This is a genomic window from Chryseobacterium sp. OSA05B (genome assembly GCF_019970065.1).
Classification (GTDB): domain Bacteria; phylum Bacteroidota; class Bacteroidia; order Flavobacteriales; family Weeksellaceae; genus Chryseobacterium.
On sequence record NZ_JAHXYH010000002.1, the window covers coordinates 357,407 to 379,142 of the forward strand.

The 21,736-nt window shown below is 38.1% G+C and carries 25 protein-coding genes; 13 read left to right on the top strand and 12 right to left on the bottom strand.

The annotated features are described in order from the left end of the window. Positions 1–918, top strand: a complete 918-nt coding sequence (locus tag LC419_RS09090) for a LysR family transcriptional regulator (RefSeq protein WP_223607042.1) — start codon at positions 1–3, stop codon at positions 916–918. Here LC419_RS09090 and LC419_RS09095 read toward each other — a convergent pair. Together LC419_RS09095 and LC419_RS09100 are read right to left on the bottom strand one after the other, a co-directional pair. Continuing rightward, complete coding sequence (locus LC419_RS09095; RefSeq protein WP_223607043.1) at positions 871–1,338, bottom strand: N-acetyltransferase; 468 nt, start codon at positions 1,336–1,338, stop codon at positions 871–873. The genes LC419_RS09090 and LC419_RS09095 overlap by 48 nt on opposite strands. A 1-nt stretch (position 1,339) precedes the next feature. Next, positions 1,340–1,774, bottom strand: coding sequence for a GNAT family N-acetyltransferase (locus LC419_RS09100; RefSeq protein WP_223607044.1), 435 nt, complete (start codon positions 1,772–1,774; stop codon positions 1,340–1,342). Between the two features lie 246 nt (positions 1,775–2,020). Between LC419_RS09100 and LC419_RS09105 the strand changes: the two genes are divergently transcribed. From LC419_RS09105 to LC419_RS09115, 3 genes are all read left to right on the top strand, one after another. Then, on the top strand, positions 2,021–2,896 hold the full coding sequence (locus LC419_RS09105; RefSeq protein ID WP_223607045.1) for an aldo/keto reductase: 876 nt from the start codon (positions 2,021–2,023) through the stop codon (positions 2,894–2,896). 113 nt (positions 2,897–3,009) lie between these two features. Continuing rightward, on the top strand, positions 3,010–3,717 hold the full coding sequence (locus tag LC419_RS09110; protein WP_223607046.1) for a DNA alkylation repair protein: 708 nt from the start codon (positions 3,010–3,012) through the stop codon (positions 3,715–3,717). Between the two features lie 115 nt (positions 3,718–3,832). Next, a complete protein-coding gene (locus tag LC419_RS09115) occupies positions 3,833–4,891 on the top strand; it encodes a nitronate monooxygenase family protein (RefSeq protein WP_223607047.1) in 1,059 nt (352 codons plus the stop codon). Between the two features lie 351 nt (positions 4,892–5,242). Here LC419_RS09115 and murC read toward each other — a convergent pair whose 3' ends face one another. From murC to LC419_RS09135, 4 genes are read right to left on the bottom strand one after another with little or no spacing between them, the layout of a single operon-like run. Next, positions 5,243–6,580, bottom strand: a complete 1,338-nt coding sequence (gene murC, locus LC419_RS09120) for a UDP-N-acetylmuramate--L-alanine ligase (RefSeq protein WP_223607048.1) — start codon at positions 6,578–6,580, stop codon at positions 5,243–5,245. A gap of 6 nt (positions 6,581–6,586) precedes the next feature. Further along, complete coding sequence (locus LC419_RS09125) at positions 6,587–7,024, bottom strand: hypothetical protein (protein WP_223607049.1); 438 nt, start codon at positions 7,022–7,024, stop codon at positions 6,587–6,589. Positions 7,025–7,039: 15 nt separating this feature from the next. After that, a complete protein-coding gene (locus tag LC419_RS09130; RefSeq protein ID WP_090024003.1) occupies positions 7,040–7,846 on the bottom strand; it encodes a 1-acyl-sn-glycerol-3-phosphate acyltransferase in 807 nt (268 codons plus the stop codon). Between the two features lie 27 nt (positions 7,847–7,873). After that, positions 7,874–8,503 carry a CoA pyrophosphatase gene (locus LC419_RS09135; protein ID WP_090024004.1) on the bottom strand — a complete coding sequence of 210 codons (630 nt, stop codon included), beginning with the start codon at positions 8,501–8,503 and terminating at the stop codon, positions 7,874–7,876. Between the two features lie 350 nt (positions 8,504–8,853). On the opposite strand from LC419_RS09135, the gene LC419_RS09140 reads away from it, so the two are divergent. The 6 genes from LC419_RS09140 (at position 8,854) to LC419_RS09165 (ending at position 14,308) form a co-directional block, all read left to right on the top strand. Then, complete coding sequence (locus tag LC419_RS09140; RefSeq protein WP_223607050.1) at positions 8,854–9,672, top strand: hypothetical protein; 819 nt, start codon at positions 8,854–8,856, stop codon at positions 9,670–9,672. Between the two features lie 160 nt (positions 9,673–9,832). Next, positions 9,833–10,231 carry a hypothetical protein gene (locus tag LC419_RS09145; RefSeq protein ID WP_223607051.1) on the top strand — a complete coding sequence of 133 codons (399 nt, stop codon included), beginning with the start codon at positions 9,833–9,835 and terminating at the stop codon, positions 10,229–10,231. Positions 10,232–10,241: 10 nt separating this feature from the next. Continuing rightward, positions 10,242–10,973, top strand: a complete 732-nt coding sequence (locus LC419_RS09150) for a curli production assembly/transport protein CsgE (protein ID WP_223607052.1) — start codon at positions 10,242–10,244, stop codon at positions 10,971–10,973. Between the two features lie 11 nt (positions 10,974–10,984). Further along, positions 10,985–11,395: a curli production assembly/transport component CsgF gene (locus LC419_RS09155; RefSeq protein WP_223607053.1), complete on the top strand. Its 411-nt coding sequence runs from the start codon at positions 10,985–10,987 to the stop codon at positions 11,393–11,395. A 25-nt stretch (positions 11,396–11,420) separates the two neighbouring features. Beyond that, positions 11,421–12,785, top strand: coding sequence for a CsgG/HfaB family protein (locus tag LC419_RS09160; RefSeq protein WP_223607054.1), 1,365 nt, complete (start codon positions 11,421–11,423; stop codon positions 12,783–12,785). 11 nt (positions 12,786–12,796) lie between these two features. Continuing rightward, positions 12,797–14,308 carry a carboxypeptidase-like regulatory domain-containing protein gene (locus LC419_RS09165; RefSeq protein WP_223607055.1) on the top strand — a complete coding sequence of 504 codons (1,512 nt, stop codon included), beginning with the start codon at positions 12,797–12,799 and terminating at the stop codon, positions 14,306–14,308. Between the two features lie 258 nt (positions 14,309–14,566). On the opposite strand, the gene LC419_RS09170 is transcribed toward LC419_RS09165, so the two are convergent. The 6 genes from LC419_RS09170 to LC419_RS09195 all read right to left on the bottom strand — a co-directional run bounded on the left by LC419_RS09170 (position 14,567) and on the right by LC419_RS09195 (position 19,479). After that, positions 14,567–15,217, bottom strand: a complete 651-nt coding sequence (locus LC419_RS09170) for a response regulator transcription factor (RefSeq protein ID WP_223607056.1) — start codon at positions 15,215–15,217, stop codon at positions 14,567–14,569. Between the two features lie 225 nt (positions 15,218–15,442). After that, positions 15,443–15,913 (bottom strand): OsmC family protein, encoded by a 471-nt coding sequence (locus LC419_RS09175; protein WP_223607057.1) that lies wholly within the window; start codon positions 15,911–15,913, stop codon positions 15,443–15,445. Between the two features lie 22 nt (positions 15,914–15,935). Continuing rightward, on the bottom strand, positions 15,936–16,388 hold the full coding sequence (locus LC419_RS09180) for a hypothetical protein (RefSeq protein ID WP_223607058.1): 453 nt from the start codon (positions 16,386–16,388) through the stop codon (positions 15,936–15,938). 64 nt (positions 16,389–16,452) lie between these two features. Further along, complete coding sequence (locus LC419_RS09185; RefSeq protein WP_223607059.1) at positions 16,453–18,012, bottom strand: ribonuclease E/G; 1,560 nt, start codon at positions 18,010–18,012, stop codon at positions 16,453–16,455. Between the two features lie 366 nt (positions 18,013–18,378). Next, a complete protein-coding gene (locus LC419_RS09190; RefSeq protein ID WP_002984212.1) occupies positions 18,379–18,669 on the bottom strand; it encodes an HU family DNA-binding protein in 291 nt (96 codons plus the stop codon). Between the two features lie 138 nt (positions 18,670–18,807). Further along, positions 18,808–19,479: a response regulator transcription factor gene (locus tag LC419_RS09195; RefSeq protein ID WP_223607060.1), complete on the bottom strand. Its 672-nt coding sequence runs from the start codon at positions 19,477–19,479 to the stop codon at positions 18,808–18,810. Between the two features lie 180 nt (positions 19,480–19,659). On the opposite strand from LC419_RS09195, the gene tssO reads away from it, so the two are divergent. From tssO to LC419_RS09210, 3 genes are read left to right on the top strand one after another with little or no spacing between them, the layout of a single operon-like run. Then, a complete protein-coding gene (tssO, locus tag LC419_RS09200) occupies positions 19,660–20,193 on the top strand; it encodes a type VI secretion system TssO (protein WP_223607061.1) in 534 nt (177 codons plus the stop codon). Positions 20,194–20,213: 20 nt separating this feature from the next. Continuing rightward, positions 20,214–20,738 carry a type VI secretion system transmembrane protein TssO gene (locus LC419_RS09205; protein WP_223607062.1) on the top strand — a complete coding sequence of 175 codons (525 nt, stop codon included), beginning with the start codon at positions 20,214–20,216 and terminating at the stop codon, positions 20,736–20,738. Positions 20,739–20,788: 50 nt separating this feature from the next. Continuing rightward, positions 20,789–21,697, top strand: a complete 909-nt coding sequence (locus LC419_RS09210; RefSeq protein ID WP_223607063.1) for a PKD domain-containing protein — start codon at positions 20,789–20,791, stop codon at positions 21,695–21,697. Positions 21,698–21,736: the final 39 nt, after the last annotated feature.

The following is a 21,736-nucleotide window of genomic DNA, read 5'->3' on the forward strand; positions in this document are numbered from 1 at the left end:
ATGGTCAATTTAGAATGGTACCGCACTTTTAAAGCGATATACAAAACCGGAACCCTCACGGGTGCAGCAGATTCCCTGTTTATTTCGCAGCCCGGAGTAAGTCTTCATTTAAGCTCACTGGAAGCTTATGTAGGCTATAAATTATTTGACAGGACAGGTCGAAAAATGATTCCCACCGAAAGAGGAAAGGTTTTATTCAATGCCGTTTCTGAGCCGATTGGCAGGCTGGAAGATGTAGAGAAGAATTTTCAGAAATCCACGGAAAAACTGACGCCGACGATCAGTGTGGGAATGTGTTTTGAAACATTTCAGACCACTTTGGAACAGTACGTATCTACTTTACCTTTTAACCTGATTATCAGTTTCGGGCAGTATCCCGAAATGCTGGACCAGCTTGATAAAGGAATTTTAGATCTTATTATTACTCCGAAAAAAGGAGTTTCTCCCAATATCGAACATGAAGCATTTTCTTCCGAACAGATCATTCTGGTAGGTGGAAAAAATGTAGATACGGAAAGCTTTCAGGAAGTTGTACATAAAGGAGCCGAACATATCGAGGAATGGCTGAAACAGGAAAAATGGTATGGAACAACGGGAGACATGGAACATCTTTTTCAGTTCTGGATCATGAATTTTGGTCATAAGCCGAATTTCCGTCCGAATTATATTGTTCCCAATCTAAACTCAATTATCCGTTGTCTGAAAGGCGGAACCGGACTGGCTGTAGTTCCCGATTTTCTATGTAAAAATGAAATAGAAAACGGAGATCTTAAACTGATCTGGGAAGGTGAGAAAAAGCTGGAAAACACTTTGTATTTCGGTTGCAGAAAGAAAACCAATTATCAGTCAGAAATCGATCATATCAAAGGATTATTCAGAAAGGTCATGAGCAAGAAGGATCATGTCGCGCAGCTGTAATCCGTTTTCATAAATAGGGAGTGGGTAATTTTCTATAAAAAAGTCTTTGCGTACTCCCTTTTTTGTAAAACCGTTCTTTTCATAGAATTTAATCTGCTGAAATCCTGTATCTGAGGTACCTACGACTAAAGTGGTATAGCCGCTTTCTTTCGCAATTACTTTAGTCCGATCCATAAGAAGACCACCGATTCCCTGACTTCTGTGGCTTTCAATAACAGCCATATTTTTAATTTCCAGCTCTGTGCTGCTGTTTGGGTACAAAGCGATCACTGCAATATCCCGAAGACCATTATCTAAAAGATAAATGTCAGAATTAAAAATGTACTGATCAATAGCATCAACTGTTTCATCCGCAAGCAGCAAAAGCTCATACGGAATATCTGAAGCCGAATTTATCTTTCTAAGTGTAAATTTTGCCATTCTAAAGACTCATATGAATAATAGGATAGTCTTTTCCTGAACCATCTTTTTCTGATCTCCCGATCTGCGTGAACCCCATTTTCTCATAAAATCCTATGGCTTGTGGATTCTGTTCGTTGACGTCAACTTTAGTCAAACCCGTTATCTCTTTCATAAATTTGTACAGTTTTTTGCCATATCCTTTTCCCCGTACTTCATTGTGGATGAAAAGCATCTCGAGATTGCCCTCAGCTACGGAAGCGAAACCTTCTGCCTGACAATTTTCCAATAGTAAATAGACTTCCAGATGAGGAAGATATTCTCTCGGAATAACTTCTTTAAAATAGTTGAAATCCTCTTCAGCAAGGAAATCATGGGTCGCAAGTACAGCAGACTCCCATATCTCCATAATTCTTGGATAATCTTCTGCCTGTGCTAATCGGATTGAATGTGACATTGTTTTGGATTTGGTGCAAAAATAGGGAATTAGAGACTAGAAATTAGAGGTTAGAAGTTAGAAAGTGGAGTATTGAGAAGAAGTAGGAATTCCGCTTCCTTGAAGGGGTGGATTTTTACGGAGCAAAAAGACGGGGTTAGTGTGAAAATATACACAAAAACAGTAAAAATGGTAAGTAAGAATCCCGATTTTTTGTCGCAAATTTGTTAGGCTATACATTAATATTAAAATTGAAATTTAAAAATTATGCAAAACAAAACATATACAGGACAGCCTGTAGTGACCCTAAATAATGGTGTGGACATCCCGGCCTTAGGCTTTGGAGTTTGGCAGATGGAGAATCTGGAAGAATGTGAAAGAGCGGTGGTAAAAGCGATCCAGACAGGATACAGAATGATCGATACAGCAGCCATCTACCAGAATGAAACGGCAGTAGGAAAGGCAGTGAAAGACAGTGGTGTCAGCAGAGATGAGCTGTTTATCACTTCAAAAGTCTGGGTGCAGGATCATGGTTACGAGCAGGCAAAAAAAGCATTTCAGAGAACATTGGACCGACTTCAGATGGGTTATCTGGATCTGTATCTGATCCACTGGCCTTATGGAGATTTTATCGGAACATGGAAAGCTTTGGAAGAATTATACAGTGAAGGAAAGATCAAAGCTATCGGAGTATGTAATTTTACTGTTGAAAAATTAGAAGAATTGAAAGCGAATTCAACGGTTTCTCCAGTGATCAACCAGATTGAGCTTCACCCGGTTTTCCAGCAGAAAGAACTTCAGGTGTACAACAGAGAAAACAACATCATCACACAGCCTTGGAGCCCTCTTGGAAACGGAAATGCAGATCTTCTGAACAATACTGAATTAAAAGCAATCGCTGAAAAATACAGTAAAACTGTAGCTCAGGTAATTTTAAGATGGCATCTCCAGGAAGGATTTGTAGTTATTCCAAAATCGGTGACACCTTCCAGAATTGAAGAAAACTTTAATGTTTTTGATTTCGAACTGAATGTAGATGAAATGAATACGGTCCGCTCTTTAGATACCGGAAAAAGACTGTTCTTTGATCCGAAAGATTCGGAATGGGAAGAAAAAATGCTGAACGTTGTAGCAGATATTTAACCGTATAGCTCAATATTAATGGTCCCGCAGATCAAACGGATAACACCGATTTTAATACAATCATGTTGAATCAGTTTAATCTGCGGGATATTTTTTAATTTTAAATAAAAACGATGACGGCAGCTCAATTTATAGAAAAGGTATCAACATTCAGAAATGAAAAAGAAATTGACAAGGTTGAAAAATTTTTCAAAGGAAATGATGGTGTTACAAAGCATTTTGGAGTTAAATTCGGAGATGTTTTCACAACGGCAAAAGAATTTTCTTCAATGCCACTGGAGGAAATTAATATACTTCTGGACAGTGATTTCTATGAAGTGAGAATGGGAGGAGTAAGCATCATGGATTTTCAGGCTGGGAATAAAAAAACGTCTGAAGAAAGAAAAAAAGAGCTTTTTGATCTGTATTTAAATCGCCACGACCGGTTGAATAACTGGGATTTCGTAGACCGGGCAGCACGGAATATCATCGGTGAATATCTGATGGACAAACCAAGGACTATTCTCTACAAGCTGGCTGAATCTGAAAATCCGTGGGAAAGAAGAACAGCGATAGTAAGCACTCATGCCTTTATCAGAAAAAATGATTTCGAAGATACCTTTAAAATCGCTGAAATCCTTGTTCACGATCCCCATGAACTGGTCAACAAAGCAGTGGGAAGCTGGATCAGGGAAGCCGGAAAGAAAAATCCCAAAAGATTGCTCAGCTTTCTTAATCAATATGTAGAAACAATGCCCGCTGCTACATTTTTCTATGCAGTAGAAAAGCTCGATCCGGACACGAAAAAGCATTATAAGGAACTCCGGAAGATGATAAGATAAGCTCTCCATTTTGTATTAATTTTGAGTCAAAGAGATAAAAAATACTTGACTGATATCATACTCATTTAAAGAAGGGTTTCATCAGTTTTTTGTAAATTTTAATAAAATAATTGTTATGTTTTGGCCAGACACTATCAGTAAAAGATTCTATATCAAATATCCTGTCATTCAGGCTCCGATGTTTGGAGTCAGTACCCCACAGATGACTGCAGCAGCTGCAAAAGCCGGAGCTCTTGGATCTTTGGCATTGGCTGATCTCCCCCCTGAGAAGTCTATTGAACTCATCCGGGAAACAAAAGAACTGACCGATCAACCTTTTGCTGCCAATATTTTTGTGCATAATATTCCAGAAATTACGGACAGTCTGAAAGAAAGGTTTATCAAAGCCAAACAATTCATTACACAGCTGGCGAAGGAAAATAACATCGAGGTGACACTTCCGGATCTTGAAGATATTAAAGTAAAAAACTACCATGAACAGGTAGATGCCATTATTGGAGAAGGCTGTAAAATAATAAGTTTTACTTTCGGAAATCTGGATGATCAAAGCATACAGAAGCTGAAAGAAAATGGAGTGGTTCTCATCGGCACGTGTACTTCGGTGGAAGAAGCTTTAATTCTTGAAAAATCTGGAATTGATATGATCTGCGTGCAGGGAATTGAAGCCGGAGGTCACAGAGGAACTTTTGATGCTGAGCATATCCCTATGATTGGAGGAATGTCTCTTTTTTCTGAGGTTTATGATCAGGTAAAAGTCCCATTGATCTATGCTGGAGGAATTTATAACAGAAAGAGTTTAAGAGCTGCAAGAGAGCTCGGTGCACAGGGCTTTCAGGTAGGAAGCCTATTGTTGGCATCGGAGGAAAGTGGATTACAACCGTTTGAAAAAGAAAGACTCAAAAATGCCACAGAAAAAGATATTATATTGACGAGAAGCTTTTCAGGCCGATATGCGAGAGGAATCAGAAATAAGTTCATCGAAAGTCTCGAAAACTCAGACTACATTATGCCCTATCCTTACCAGAATAAACTGACGAATGAATTGCGGAGAATTTCAAAAACTCATCATAATTCTGACTTTGTAAGCATCTGGGCGGGGCAGTCTATCCATGATTACAGCAGTCTTTCTACTGAAGAAATTTTGAAAGTGTTGATTCAAGATTCTGAAAAATAAAGAGTAATGATTTCAAGGAAAGAAAATGACTACTGTATTCATGCTTTATTCAAACATTAAGATTAGTGAAGGATGTAAGGTTAGTTAAGAAAAATCAAATGATTTTTTTAAGTCGTACGTCTTAAAATGCAGCTAAAACTTAATATTCTTAAAAGCTTAACAGGACTCTTAATGGTTTTATTTTTTCTGTCGCAGATAATAAGGATAGAAGAGTAAAAATCTGCATTATCCAATTAATCTGCGTGAAATTTGTAAACATACACATTGTAAAAAATCCCTTCATCTGCATGAAAGGATTTTTATTTATATAGAAATTCAATAACATTTATTATTATCAAATCATCGTCATATCTACTTACTCAGATCCAAACCTCCGAAGTTACCCGAACTCATCATCAGGAAAACACCGTCTGTTTTATCGACAGTCTCCCAGTAAGCATGAAGATCTTCAGCATTGGTGAATACTCTCAATTTGTCATTTTTGAATTTTTCCATAATGAATTCCGGGGAAATAGGTTCCATTCTTTTGATCTTTAAAGCATCTTCGGAATAGAAAACGATGGCTTCATCCAAGCCATCCATTGCGTGATCGTACTGTTCAAGGAAAACCGGGTTCAAGCTGGAATACGTATGCAGTTCAAGGAAACCGTATTTCTTTTCCTTCTTAAACTGCTCATGGAATGCTTTTACCGTTGCTTTTACTTTACTTGGCGCGTGGGCAAAATCTTTGTATAAAGTTCCCTGGTCTTCTCTTTCTACTTTTTCAAGACGTTTTGAAGCTCCTTTAAAGCTCATGATAGCCTCATAGAAATCCTCATCCATGATACCCAGCTGACGGCAGATATGTCTCGCCCCTTCCATATTCAGAAGATTATGGGCTCCGAAAACAGAAAGAGGAACATCGCCCATTTCAGTTTTTAGATAGACTTTTCCGTTGCTGATTTCGTATTCAGGCGTTTTGTAAGGAATTTTTCTGAAATAGTTTTCAGCAGCTTCCACTACTTTTACGACTTCTGCGTCTTCTTCGTTGTATACCAGAACACCGCCGGCCGTAATACTCGCTACGAATTTTCTGAACTGTTCAATATAATCGTCAAACGTTTTAAATACATTGATGTGATCCCATGCAATACCGCTCATTAAAGCAATGTTCGGCTGGTACAGAAGAAACTTTGAACGAAGATCGATAGGAGAGGAAAGGTATTCGTCGCCTTCCAGCACCATAAAGTCGTTGTCCTGCGTCAGTTTTACCATACAGTCGAAACCTTCCAGTTGCGCGCCTACCATAAAATCTACCTCTTTCTGGTGGAAATTCAGCACGTGAAGGATCATTGAAGTGATCGTTGTTTTCCCGTGTGATCCGGCGATTACTACTCTTGTTTTGTTTTTGGACTGTTCGTAAAGAAATTCAGGATATGAATAAATTTTTAAACCCAGCTCTTCTGCTCTTGCCAGCTCGGGATTGTCCTGATGGGCATGCATTCCAAGGATAACTGCATCAATATCCGCTGTGATCTTTTCCGGGAACCAGCCCATTTCCTGAGGCAAAATTCCTTTATGATCAAGTCTGGATCTTGAAGGCTCAAAAATAGCATCATCCGAACCTGTCACCTGATATCCTTTATCTTTTAACGCAATGGCAAGATTATGCATGGCGCTTCCGCCGATGGCAATGAAGTGGGTTTTCAATTGTATTTACTGTTTTTTTACGTTGTTATTAATGATCTCCTGGAAAGCGTTCAGGATATTGTTCCAGTTCGTCGTAAAGTTCGGCATGATCATGCTTGCATCCGTTTTGCTGCCTTCATTTTGGCCTTTTTTGATGTTAATGGAAGTACTCACATTATCATACAGCTTTTTCCGGTCTTCCTGTATCCTTCTGAAATTATTCTGGGAAAGGGTTTGGTCCAGTTTCTTCAGATCTTCATCTGAAATTTTGAAATCCTGTTTGTACTTTTTCCCCTGACCTTCAAAAGAATAATGGGCATTGTTGCCTTTGATCAGCAGATTTTCATACACAGGAGCAAAGCCTCCGCTTTTGGAGTAGCTGATGTCAAAATCCGAATATACTTTCTGACTGTTACACGAAACTAATACTATGACCGCGAATAAGATCCCTAATATTTTGTTCATAATTTTTTACTTACTTTAATGATTTGAATCCTTTTGTTCTAATTTTTTAGCTTTAAGTTCTTCATCATAATTGTGCAGTACATTGAAGTCTTCTGTCTGCTCAATGGCAGTCATGATCTTCAATAAAATTTCAGGCGCTTTTTCGTTGTCGTAATCGATGTCCAGAGGGGCTTTGAACTCCATGGTAGGTTTTACGCCTGTTACCTTTACCCGGAGGCCTTTTTTGTCAAATGCCCTTCTGAAGCCGTTGATCTTGATAGGGATCACGATCGGACGCTGACTTTTAACCAGTTTGGCCGTTCCTCTTCGTCCCTGTGCAAAAGCAGATGTAGTACCTTGAGGGAAAGTAGCTACCCAGCCGTTGTCCAGAGCTTTCATAATATTATCAACTTCGGTAAGATCTACCATTCTGTTGACGTTTTTACCCTCTGCTCTCCAGGTTCTTTTTACGGTCACAGCACCGGCGATCTTGAAGATCTTCGGGAGAATCCCTTTATTCATGGTTTCTTCTGCTGCTACATAGTAAAAATCAATCTTGGGATTGAGCAGGTAGATCGGGTTTTTAATCGTATCCAGATAACCGTTGTTTACAGCACAGAATGCATGATACATTGCTGCTACGTCTGCAAAGTAGGTTTGATGGTTACATACAAAAAGTACGTTGGAATCGGGAAGATCCACAAGGTGTTCCGTACCGGTTATCTTCAGTTTATTAAAGCCGTTGAACCTTCTGTAGGATACAATTCCTAAAATAAAAATGATAAACCTTTTTAAAAAATAAGGTGTTCCGAATGCATCGGTGAAAATATTTTTCTTCGCCATCTCTCAATTAAACACGGTAGTGCAAAGTTACATTTTTTTCAGCAACTGGCTAAACTCGCTCAATATCATTGCTGTAGCACCCCAGATAATATATCCGTTGAAATTAATGACCGGAACTTCATGTCCGGCAGCACCGGGAAGTGCCATCATTTCCGGATTATCCGGGAGACTGAGGAAAGAAGTGATAGGAAATTCTATAGTTTCTACCGCCTCGCTCTGCTGAAGAACGAAAAGCGGATTCTTTTTAGTATACGAAATATAGGGGTAGACGTAAAAATTACTTGGGGGAATATAGATCGGGGACATTTCCCTGATCACCCTGATGTAATGCTTCTCTATACCTATCTCTTCGGAAGTTTCACGGACTGCGGTTTCAGCAAAGTCTCTGTCCATTTCCTCACGTTTTCCACCGGGTAGGGAGATCTGTCCGCTGTGTCTGTCATGTTCGTTGATGGTTCTTTGTATCAGGGGGAAATACCATTCATTGTCTTTGAGGTACAATACAATATTTACCGCTGCAAATTTTGGGTTTTTCGCCAGTACTTCGTCATAGGTAAATACAGGCCGGGAAGGTGGTGAAAATACCCCGTGAGCGTGTACTCCCGGCAGTTCTACGTTTGTAATTTTCCTCAATAAATCTTTTCCAAAACTTTCCATAGCTCAAATTTAGCAATATATACTGAAGAAAAGAACAGGCGTTAACATTAATTAACCATTGGGAGAGATGAAAAGATTTAAAAATTCAAAGATTTAAAAATGAAGGACGGAGAAAATGAATGTTATTTTTAGTCATTAAAATTAGAGTTATTTTGTTTATTTATTTGAAAATCACTGATGTATATTACCGTATTTTCACGTAACTGAAACACGTTACACAGAGAAAACGGTAAACAGTTACAACGGAAACGGTAATCAGTGATTTTTAAAATTTACACTTAAGCAGTGGTTTCTCGTTTGGGTTTAGCCTATACCTTTGTCATACTATTAACCAATTAATTTTACCAAAAATGAAAAACTTTATTACAGGTGTATTTACACTAATGGCCATGAGTTTCAGCTTCGCACAATCAAACATTGATCTTACTGCCCAGATTGGAAACTTGAACGTTGCAACTGTTGACCAAACAGGGCTTTTAAACATCAACTCTTTAACACAGGATGGAAACCGAAATACGGCTGATATCGATCAGGTAGGTATTCTGAATATTAATACTGCTGAAAGTATTGGAAACAGAAACTCCATTGACGTAGACCAAGCTGGGATCGGTAACACCAATGATGTAAGCCAAACAGGAAACAGAAACTCCGCAACAACCTGGCAGTTGGGAGCATTAAACTCCACAGAACAGACTCAGATCGGAAGAAGAAATGAAACCTCTTCTTTACAGCTCGGAATAGGAAACGCAGTAGTACAATATCAGGATGGAAGAAGAAATGATGCTTCTGCTATTCAGTTAGGTAACGGAAATGATGCTTATCAGATTCAGCTTGGAAGAAGAAATGATGCAAGCGGTCTTCAGGTAGGTAATGGTAACCTTTTAGTTCAATATCAGGATGGTGATGATAACAGTGCCACACATGATCAAGGAGGTAACAACAATATAGCTGCTTCAGTTCAGGTGGGTGATGACAACATGGCTATGGGGGTTCAGATTGGAAACAGTAACCAATTGTACCAACTTCAATTGGGAGATTCCAATACAGCGATTGATGTTCAGATGGGTAACAATAACTTTACCTGGGTAGCTCAAAGCGGAGATTCTCATATCCACGTAGGAACTCAGATCGGTAACGGAAACTCAATGATCGTTAACCAATCTAACTAATTCATGTACTGTAATCAAGCATAAAAGGAGAGGCTGCGGTTTTCTCCTTTTTTAAGCTTTAAACGATAAACATACCCGGAAACCGTGATTTTATATTTATACCAGCAGGGTGTGTTTTTCCAAACAGTCTATTCATGTACCTTTATTAAAAATTAAGACCATGTTGAAACTCAGATGGGGTGCCTTTACACTTTTCGCAGGGCTGTGTGTGCAAGCGCAGCAGGTAGACTGGGATAAACTCAACAGCAGTACGGTTCTTGATCTTATGGCAAGACAGCAGACAGAGCAGGGACTTTATGGTTCCAGCATTATCCAGATAGGAGATGACAACCATGCGGAACTTTCTCTTAATGCTAAAACCATTATTGCCATTCAACAACTGGGAGACTTCAATACACTTTTTTTCATTAATTCATTTACAGATCAAGCCACCAAAACTGCCGTTACCGCTCAGGGAAATAACAATATTATTGATATTACCGGAAGCAACAGTATTTCAGACGGCATGCAGATCAATGTAAAAGGTGACAACAAAACCATTTTCATGAGAAATTATTAAAACACACGTGATGAAATTTTTATATTCCTTAAATCTGTGCACTTTATTTATCTTCCTGTCTGCAACGGTTGATGGGCAGGAAGATAAAAAAGTGAACGCAAGGATTGAAAAAAGCATTCTCGAAAATCAGATTAATCTAAAAGCTGTTGTTACCAATAATACTGCCGTATACAAAGAGCTGAACTATCTTTTGATTTCCATTAAAAAAGGAAATGCCGGCAATCTTTCCAATAACCAGCAAAGCGGTAAGTTTTCCATCAATCCCAATGAAGTAAAGGTTTTATCTGAGATCAATGTGAATCTTGAACCGAAAGATGCTCTGAAAGCCTTCCTATACGTAAAAGATGAAGAAACCCAGAAAATGATCGCCAAAGACAGTCTTGAAATCAATACCGATCTGTTCAAAAAGAAAACAGCCAAAGTAGAAGAAGATGCCGTCTTTGAACTGAAAGGGCTCACGATTGATGAAACCAAAACAAAGGTTGGGAAAGACTTTTATGATCTTTTTTACATCCAGTACAGTCAGATTCCTGATAAAAGCGGTGGCGCAGTTACCATTTCCGAACTTCCTCTCCGCGGGACGAGTGGCCAGATCAATATCCAGATCGATGACAAAGTGATTTACAGTTTTATGACCAATCCCAGCGAAGATTACCTGAAAGAACAGCTGGCAGCCAGCTTAAAATATATCAAAGAATTTAATGCAAAGAAAAACCTCATTAAAAATGAATTTATCTACTAAAAACGTCCGCCATGAAAACTTTTATCATTATTTTGACCTTTATTGCGGGTATTTTCTCCGGAAAATCTCAGCAGCTCGTCTATAAGCCCATCAATCCGGCATTCGGAGGAGATACGTTTAACTATCAGTGGCTTTTAAGTTCAGCAAATGCTCAAAATCAGTTTGACGAAAAAGATGATTACAGCAGTTTGCTCGATAATATCAATTCTTTAGACAGTTTCAGCCAGAGCCTCAACAGGCAGATCCTGAGTGAGCTGTCCAGGAAATTGTTTGAAGATCAGTTCGGGGAGGGCAGTCTGAAGCCCGGAAATTATCTTTTCGGTTCGCTTTATCTGCAGATTACCACTACAGCCCAGGGACTTTTGATCAATATTTTGGATACCAGTTCAGGCGATCAGTCCGAGATCGTAATTCCAAAATAAAAAATAACTAAAAACCAAACTTACCATGAGAACTTACACTTACACCAGAATTTTTTTCTGTACGCTCCTTCTGTGCTTAATGCAGGCCTGCAGTTCGATACTGGGTCTTCCTTCCGATCCTGAAAGATCCACCATGGGAGAGCTTACTCCCTCTACTGCGGAATTGAAAAATCTTCCGCTTCCCAAAGAAAAAATCGTCATTGGCGTTTACAAATTCAGAGACCAGACCGGCCAGTATAAACCGTCAGAAAACGGCAACAACTGGAGTACGGCTGTTCCACAGGGAACCACAACTATTCTGATCAAAGCATTGGAAGACAGCCGGTGGTTTATCCCGATTGAAAGAGAAAATATCGCCAATCTTTTAAACGAAAGACAGATTATCCGGTCCACCAGACAGGAATACAACAAGGACGCTGATAAAAACAGCCAATCTCTTCCCCCTCTTCTTTATGCAGGAATTCTTCTTGAAGGCGGCGTGATCTCTTACGACAGCAATGTCATGACCGGAGGCCTCGGGGCCAGATATTTCGGAATAGGCGCTTCTACGCAGTACCGTCAGGATAGAATTACCATTTATCTGCGTGCTGTTTCCACACTGAACGGTGAAATTCTTAAAACCGTTTATATTTCAAAAACCATTCTTTCCACCAGCGTCAACGGAAGTTTTTTCAGATATATCGATACCGAAAGACTTCTGGAAGCGGAAGTTGGACTTACTCAAAATGAACCGGTGCAGCTTGCTGTAACTGAAGCTATAGAGAAAGCGGTAAGATCCTTAATCGTTGAAGGGATCAGGGATAAGATCTGGGGCAAATCATCTGAGAATTTAACGGGTTACCAGGCTCTGATCAATGATTATAATAAAGAACAGGAAGATAATGTAGGAAGAACGGTAGGGAATAAGTTTCCGGAAAATTACAGACAGAAAATGTCCGTTTTTGCTAATGTGGAAGCTCAGAAAATTAAAGATGATTACGTAAATCCTAAAATGAATGTTGGCGGAAAACTGGGAATGAAATACTTTATAAGTCCCAATTTCAATATTGAAACCAGCGCCGGTTATTTCACTTTGGAAAATGAAACGATTATTAAAAGAAGCTATATAGTTCCCGAGCTTAATCTGGAGTTTCTTTTGTTCCCAAAATACAGATTCAGTCCGTACGTTTACGGTGGAGCGGGAGCTATGTTTTCAAAATACAAACCTCAGTACAAAGGCCAGGTCGGCGGTGGACTGGAATATATGATCGGGAATAATACCGCAATCCGGGTTTCGTCACAGTATGATATCGGTTTTAAAGATAACTGGGAAGGTTTGGTCAACGGAAAAAGAAAAGATCAGGCACTCCGTTTTGCACTTGGAATCAATTTTTACCTTGGAAACAAATAAAAACATGAACTATGAAAACTTTAATCAAAATACTCAGCATATTCATCCTTATTTTTTGTCTGTTTTCATGCGGCGAAGACCTTGTGGAACAGGCTCAGACAGGAGCATTGAAAGGAAAAGTTGTAAAAAGAGGTACCAATGTACCTATTCCTAATGTGAAAATTTTTACAGCGCCCACTACACAGACGGTTTTCAGCGGGACAGACGGTACATTCGAAATTGCTGCCATGCCGCTTGGAAATTATTCTGTGAAAGCAGAATTATCAGGCTATATCACCACTTTTCAGGGTGTTAATATACAAAACCAAAACCAGGTAGTCACCGTGGTTTTTGAAATGGACGATGATGAATCACTTAATTCCCCTCCATCAGCACCGCAGCTGCTAAGTCCGGTAGACAATGCGGTAAACCAGCCATTAAGCGTTGAACTGACGTGGACTGCTACAGATCCTGATACGGCTGATGTTTTAAAATATAGTTTAACAATTAAAAATAACCTTGATACTAGTGTGATTCAGGTTAATGATTTGGCGGCGAAACATTATTCGCTTTCCAATTTGAAGTTTGGTGTTAGTTACTTCTGGCAGGTGTCTGTTTCGGACGGCATTCACCCGCCAGTTTTAAGTTCCATCAGTAAATTTACCACCAATACGGTTCCGGCCAACCGGTACCATTATGTGCAGAAACAGAACGGTAATTTCGTCATCATGTCGACTGACGGACAAGGAAACAGTTTTCAGCTGACCAATTCGTCCTACAACAGCTGGAGACCACGGAAAAACAACAATGCAGGACTGATTGCATTTCTGCGGACCGAAGGTGGAAGTACCCATATTTATACGGTAAACCCTGACGGATCCAATCCTTTTAAAGTGACTACCGTACCAGCAGCCGGTTTTAATAATTATGAAATGGATTTTGCATGGAGTACCAACGGCCAGGAAATCCTCTATTCTAATTTCAATAAATTATACAGGATCAATAAAGACGGAAGTGGCCTGACTCAGGTGTACACAACCCCGGACGGAAGCATGATCTCCGAATGTGACTGGAGCTACGATGGTAGCAGAATCGCCGTAAAAACAAATGACTTCAACGGCTACAATACGAAAATCTACATTATTGATATGATGGGAAATGTTTTAAAAACTATTCTAACAGGATCAGCAGGAGCATCAGGTGGCCTTAACTTTTCTGTAGACGGACAAATGCTCGTATACACAAGAGATATGTCAGGGTATCTGGATGGAAGCGGTAACTACCGTCAGCTCGACTCCCATATTTTCATCTATAATATAACTACTGACACAATATATGATATTTCTGATGAAAGCGAAAAACCACTGGGAACCAACGATCTTGACCCAAGGTTTTCCCCCAATAATGCCCAGATTATCTACATGAATACTTCCAATGATAATATTTCTCAGAAAAATGTAATGGTTATTGATCTCAACAGCACCATGACTGATCTTTCGAGAGCATCTCTTTTCAGTAACGGGGAAATGCCGGATTATGAGTAATTTGAGTTTGAGAGTTGCTGGTTGACAGTTGATTGTTACTCGTAATTAAATATTATACTTTAATAGTTTTAAGCCTGATATATCCGGGAATATTGAATGATGGGCAAGTATCTGGTGGCTGAGGTTCCCGAAGTCACCGGTACTCATGTCTGGAATCTAGAATTTAAAATCTAGCATCTTATAATAAATTTAATGATCCAAAAAAAATCCAAACCTAAGGTTCGGATTTTTTTTGGTGGTTAAACGAAATTGGTTTCATCAATCAATAATGTGGTTTTCTAAGGCATATTTTACGATTCCTACGGAATTTTTTGCGTTTAATTTAAGGAGGATCCTTTTGCGGTGGGTTTCGACGGTATTGATACTTATAAAAAGTTTTTCAGAAATATCTTTGCTGCTAAATCCGTCGCATATCAGTTTAAGGATCTCCATTTCTCTGCGCGTTAAAGGCTCTTTGATATGAGGATTTGGTTTTCCTTCCTCGCTGCTGATAAAGTTGATCATTCTTTCTTTGGCGTTGTCGCAGATGTAGATCTCATTTAAAAGCAGGGCATTTATGGATTTCAGGAATTCATCATATCTGCTGTTTTTGTCAAGATAGCTCTTTATACCTTTGTTAAAAAGCTTCCGGATGTCAATCATATCATAACTATTGCCTATGACAATAATCTTGATGTTTTTGTCTTTTGAGGTAATGTCTTCTACAAGTCTGAAAATATCTGTCAGCATCAGCATATTGGAGCTTATAACCAGAATTTCAGGGGGATCATCTTTTAATTGTTTAAATAAGGGTTCATAAGAGTTACAAATGTCAATCGTGTTAAAAATTTTGCTCTGTGAGAGCAGTTTTGATAAACCTTCTGTATAGAGTAGTGGCTCATCAAAAATGGTTAATCTCGGTTTCATCATGGTTAGTTTTGTTTATATAAAAATATAAAAAAAACTTTACATTTTACGTATAAATAGCAATTAATTGTAATTTTTTACATAAATAATGATTATAAAATTGAAATTTTATTGATTATTTGATAAATAATTCTCTTATTGTGGAGTTTTGAACTTAAATTTTAGAGTTATTATAGTTAATATGTTGTATTAGTGGTAGTTTTGATGATAGTGAATTTAAAATAAAAATTATTTAACTAACACGGTAGGGATATGTTTCACCGGAAAATTCACCGACCGGGCAATAAAACAAAACTGACCTGCCTTATGATGGAGCTCCTTCGCTTTTTGAATCATTGATTCTTCTGTAACGCTAACTGTGGGATATAATATAACCTCAGTGAAATGACCACTGCCGTTAGTTGTTTCAGTCATAATTACTGTAGCTTCGTCTGTATAATCTGTCACGATGATTCCTTCTTCAGAACAGAAATGAAGATACCAGAGCATGTGGCAGGAAGAAAGTGAAGAAAGAAAAAGATCTTCAGGATTGTGTTTCGTTTTGTCCCCACGAAAAGCGGGATCAGAAGAACCCTCAATAACTGCTTTATTTTCAATATGGATGGTATAGCTCCTTTCGTAGTTTCTATAGCTGCTGGTGCCGGTTCCTTGGTTTCCTGTCCAGTGAATGGCGGTCTTGTAATGATGTTCCTTGCTCATTGTTGTATATTTTTGTAATTATTTATAGTTGTAAAATGATTTCTATTGCCGTGGCTGTTCTTCCCAAATGAACTGATATCCTGAATTCAGGACAGCTTGTATTTCCCAGTCTCTTTTCAACCGAATGATCTGGTCCGGCATTGTAAGCAATTGAAACAGCCAATCCGGAAATAATGATGGCCAGTCCCCAAATGGTGATATTTAAAAATTTTGGAATCTTTACGGTAAAAAGATATTTATGGATTAGAAATAAAATCAGCGTCCATAGTAAAATCTGTATGAAAAAGTCGGCTAAGAATTCTGTGATGAAAATCTGGTAAGATAATGAAGTGTGCCATCCATCAGCAATGAAGGGAAAAGGAAATCCTGACATGGCTGTGTTGCCAGCATCTACCGGAAGCACAAACCACCATTTTGTAAAAAGGGTCATGGCAATCACTGTTAATGGAACTGATTGTATAGCTAAGCGTTTCATGGGCTTATTTTACAGCAATTTAACGAAAAAACCTCCAGCACAAAGCTGAAGGTTTAAATTTTGTCTAATTAGAATATCCAATCAATTCTTCTTTTTTCGAATTGTAAATTTTGTATTCTAAATATTTGAAAGAGTCCCGTGGGATAATGGTTACCCATTTTTTGTATTTTATAAACCATCTCATCTGGATGCTTTTAAGACCTTTGGTAAGGTAAGCTTCCACGAAAGGGTGTACATGAAGATAAAGTTTTCCTTTATCTTTCTGTATAATATTTCTTATGGTTTCTTCCATTCTTTCCACAACAACGATTGGAGCTGTGATTTCTCCGTCTTTGTTTGGATTTTCTTCTTTGGTTTCAATCTGTTTTTCCGGGCGGTTTCTTTGTCTGGTAATCTGGATCAATCCAAATTTGCTCGGTGGAAGAATTTTGTGGCGTGCTTTGTCACGTTTCATTTCTTCTTTCAAATGTTCAAACAGATCTCTTCTGTGGTCAGGATTCTGCATATCGATGAAATCGATTACAATGATGCCTCCCATATCTCGGAGACGAAGCTGTCGGGCAATCTCGGTAGCTGCCATTTTGTTCACGTTCATTGCGTGTTCCTTATTGGCGGAGTTTCCGGTAGTGATATTGTTTCCCGAGTTGACGTCAATCACGTGAAGGGCTTCTGTGTGCTCAATAACGAGATAAGCACCTTTTGAACTTGGAATATTAACGTGTTTTCCAAAACTCTGTTTGAGTTGTTTTTCAACGTTGTAATATTCGAGAAGAGGAATGTGGGAATTATAAAACTGAACAATATTCTTTTTTTCCGGGGCTATGACCTCCACGTAGTTGGTCATTTCGTCTACCATCTGCTCATCGTCGCAGATAATACTCACGAAATCCTGGTTGAAATTGTCCCTTAAAATAGCTGAAGCTTTATCTTCTTCGCTTAAAACTCTGGCCGGAACCTTACTTTTCTGAATGTTTTTGAATGTAGTTTCCCATTTCTGGATCAGCTGATTCATATCATTGTGAAGGTCTGCTACTTTTTTTCCTTCCGCTACCGTTCTTATAATGACTCCAAAACCTTCCGGCTTGATGCTGTCGATAAGGGTTTTCAGTCTTTCTTTTTCCTCAGTGGTTCTGATTTTTTTGGAAATGGAAACTTTGTTGTCGAAAGGGATCAGGACCAGAAAACGGCCTGTCAAAGAAACCTGGGTAGAGATCCTGGGACCTTTTGTAGAAATAGGTTCTTTGGTGATCTGAAGCAGAACGAGATCGTCTTTTGCGATGACTTTATCTACGGTTCCGTTTTTGTCTATTTCGGGTTGTATCTCGAAATTTTTTAAGCTTGAAGTGCTCTGTTTTTTAGAAATAGTATCTTTTAAAAACTTTCTGTACGTAAGATACTGAGGCCCCAGATCCTGATAATGCAGGAATGCATCCTTATCGTATCCGATATTTACGAATGCTGCATTCAGGTTAGGTGCCAGTTTTTTTACTCTTCCTACAAACAGATCTCCAACTATAAATTCGCTTTTGTCTTCTTGCTCATGAAGTTCACATAGTCTTCCGTCTTCCAGTAGTGCAATCTTTGTAAGATCATCTTCATGCGAAACTATTAGTTCTTTCTTCATTTTGTTATAAGATAAAAATTATTAAGATTATGGGGAAATGGCGTGTTTTTTAGCAAATAAATAATATTAAATATAAGAATTTTGAATGAAAATGCTCTATCTTTTTAAAAATATATGCAAAAGCCTTTGTTTTCCGTAGCATCTTATGGTTGCAAACAAAAATATAGTCGGTGAAGTTTAAATAATTAAAAACACCAACTATATTATTATATTGTAAATCTCGAGAAAAAGAGATTATTTTTTCTTATGTCTGTTTGCTCTTCTTCTTTTCTTTCTCTTGTGAGTTGCAACCTTGTGTCTTTTTCTTTTCTTTCCGCTTGGCATAATTTTAATTTTTTAGTAACTAGTTAATATTCAGTTAATGTTTTATTTTACTGCGACTTTAGTTTTTACTTTCTCAACAAAAGATTTTGAAGGTTTGAAAGCAGGAATGTTATGAGCAGGAATCTCAATTGCAGTGTTCTTAGAAATATTTCTTCCTGTTTTAGCAGCTCTTGTTTTAATGATAAAAGATCCAAAACCTCTCAGATAAACGTTATCCCCATTATACATAGAAGTCCTGATCTCCTGCATAAAAGCTTCTACAACTTTCTGTGTTTCATTCTTTTCTGTTCCCAACTTATTTGAGATGGTGTTTACCAATTCTGCCTTTGTCATTTCCTTTTTTAATTTTAAATTTTAGGTGTGCAAATTTAGTTAAAAAAATTGAATACTAGCAAATTAGTGGCAAAATATTTTTGTTTAAAGAGTTGGAGTTTTCTTGTTTACCCAATATTAATATTACATTAAATCTCTCTACATGCTGGAATTATAGTAGCCGTTTTCTACACAGAACCGGATAAGATGCAGTTTTGTTTTCAGCCCAAGTTTTTCCGTCAACCTATTGATATAGGTGTCAATGGTCCGTGTGCTGAGGTTCAGTTTTTCTGCAATTTCCTTGTTGCTGTATCCTTCGTAGCAGAATTTCATCAGCTGGATTTCGGTAGGGCTGAGCTCTTCCTGGCCTTTTTTCTGCCTTTCCATATAGTTCTGTACAGCGAGTGGCTGTTGCTCCCATTCTTTGGAATATTTCTCATAATCGAAGCTGTCAGAAGCAATGCTGCCTTTGATGAGATCTTTTATAATCGTACTCTTTTTCTCGCAGTAATAGATATTGGGTATTTTTGAAAGGATCTCAGCCATATCTTCCTGATAGGTGCTGGAATAAGTAACGATAGGAGTTTCCGTATTGTTTTTGCGGATGTATTTGATTGCTTCTATTCCGCTTAATACGGGCATAAAAAGTTCTATGATAAACACGTCTTCCTGTCTCCTGTAAATCCTGTTCACAAGCTCATGGCCGTTGTTACAGTCATTCAGAAGCATATAGAATGGGTTTTCCATAAGCGTTTTAATCATGATCTTCTTGAAATAGAAGTCGCTGTCTGCTATAGAAAACCTTATTGTGTTTGATAATAATTTACTCACTTTTAATATCGATTTGGTATAAGATATTTAAAATTCAGAGGCCTAATTTAGGAAAAACTTATGAAAGTGGAAATTAAACTTAGGTTAATTAGGGTTTTCCCGAAATTACCTTAGGGAAAATACGTATTGTACATAAAATTTTTTTTTTATATTTTCACAGGCCAAACAAATTGCAAATATATGTCTTCTAACAGGGAAAAAAAATTAAACAAATCTGACGTCAGAGCGGGCATTTGGAAGTTTATTCTATCCTTCGCCGTTCTTTCTGTAGTATCTTTTCTGTGTTTATTTCTCTTTTTCAAAAGCTACAGTATACAGCGGGAAAGAATCGCCATAGAAGCAGAGGCTTATAAAGACCTGATGCGTCGCGGCGATATGCTAAGGGAGCATGTAGAAAATATCTACAACAAAATGAGCCAGCTTAATGAAGGTAAGGTAAAGAGTGAAAGCTTTCTTAAAACCAGCATTATGGATGATGTAGCGGATGCAAGAGAAGCCATAGGTAAGGACAGTGCCGATAATTTTAAACATTATGCAGTGCTGATGAAACAGATAGGGCCAATGCTGACCTTAAAGAACAATATTCTGGAGGTAGAGTACGATAAAAAGATGGTTCTCAGAGATCTTGATGAATGTTTACAGAAGATGAAAAGAGCTAATAATGAGCTTAAAAAAGATCCTACGAGGCATTTTGAAGGACCAAAAGGAAGATAATTTAGAAAAAAAGAAAACTTATGCAGGGACATATTACATTATCCAAAAAAGAAAGGCATTATCAGTTTCTTTATTTAATACTGATGCTTTTAGCCGCTATGGTATTCCTCGGGGTCATCTTTCTAAAAGGATTTGAATCTCCATTTTCAGATGAAGATGTCAGAGGATTAGAGAGTATCGAACAGAAAAAAGCGTTCGAAAGCAAACAGAAGCTCATACAGCCTGTAATGGACAGCGCCTATATAAGGATCAGCAGAATCAAAGATAAAGCTCCGGAACCATTTGTGGAGGATAATATCTCTCATGATATCAATGGTATTGCGAGCTATTTTCATGGGAACGATGTCGTGGATATCCGTAAAGATGCATATCCGCAGATCGCGAAATTCTACAAAATGTATTTTGACGACAAAAAAATTATTTCTATAACTACAGAAGATGTAAACAGATTTGAAAAAGAGGTTGAAGACTGTAGAATTGGCTTTAAAAATAAGCAGAGCTATATTAATGAAAGAGAAAATGCAAGGAGGGAAAGAACTCAGTAATCTAAAGAAATAAACATTAAAGGAATAAAACACATCACAATCACTTAACTATGAATTATTTTCAAAAAAACAAAAAGAACATTATTATCGGTGTTATCGCAACGCTGCTCATTGCAGCCCTCGTTGCGCTATGGCTGCAGAAAAAAGTCATCCATTCTGCCGATGATATTGTAGGAATCGTGAACCCAACCTCATTATCAGTAGGAGATACGCTGTTATTTGAGGACAAAACCCAGTTCGCCAAGACGAAAAGATGGAATTTTGGAGACGGAACAACCTCTGACAAAAGCACAGGGATCCACTTTTACAACAAACCGGGGTATTATCTGATAAGCTTAATTATCGATAGCAAGTATACCAAAACCTTCCCGGTCATGGTATCGTCCAGACCCCAGAAAGTAAAAGACACAATAAAGAGCATTACGCTGATTGAAGCTCAGTCAGAAGCCAGACAGCTTGAAAATGTACAGTTCCGTGCTGTTTCTGATGCAACACGTTTTGCATGGAAATTTGGAGAAACAGGAAATACAGATTCCAAAGAAAAAGTAGCTTTCTATTCTTACAAAAAACCTGGAGATTACCGTGTGGCATTATATACAGAGGAAAACGAGGAGCCTATTTATCACAACATCAGAATTCTTCCCGCCTATAATTCCTTAGAAGAGGAGGCGGTACCTGTAGAAGATTCTTACAAAAAGATTGACGACGATTTCAAATACCACCTTCAGCAGATTGCCAACGGGAACAGTTTTAATATGCATTACAACTACCTGTTGAATAAGTATCTGTGTAACAATGAAAATACAGTGGTAAAAGTAAGCGACAGCAAAGCCAATAATTTCTACATGTATTGTGCCGGACTTCAGTTTGATAAAAACGTTGTGATCCAGACCGTAAAAGTTAACTTGGACGACAAACAAACTTGTGTAACAAAAGTTGACATCAACCAAAGCAAATAATAGGATCCGGATTTCCGGACACACCAATCATTAAAATAA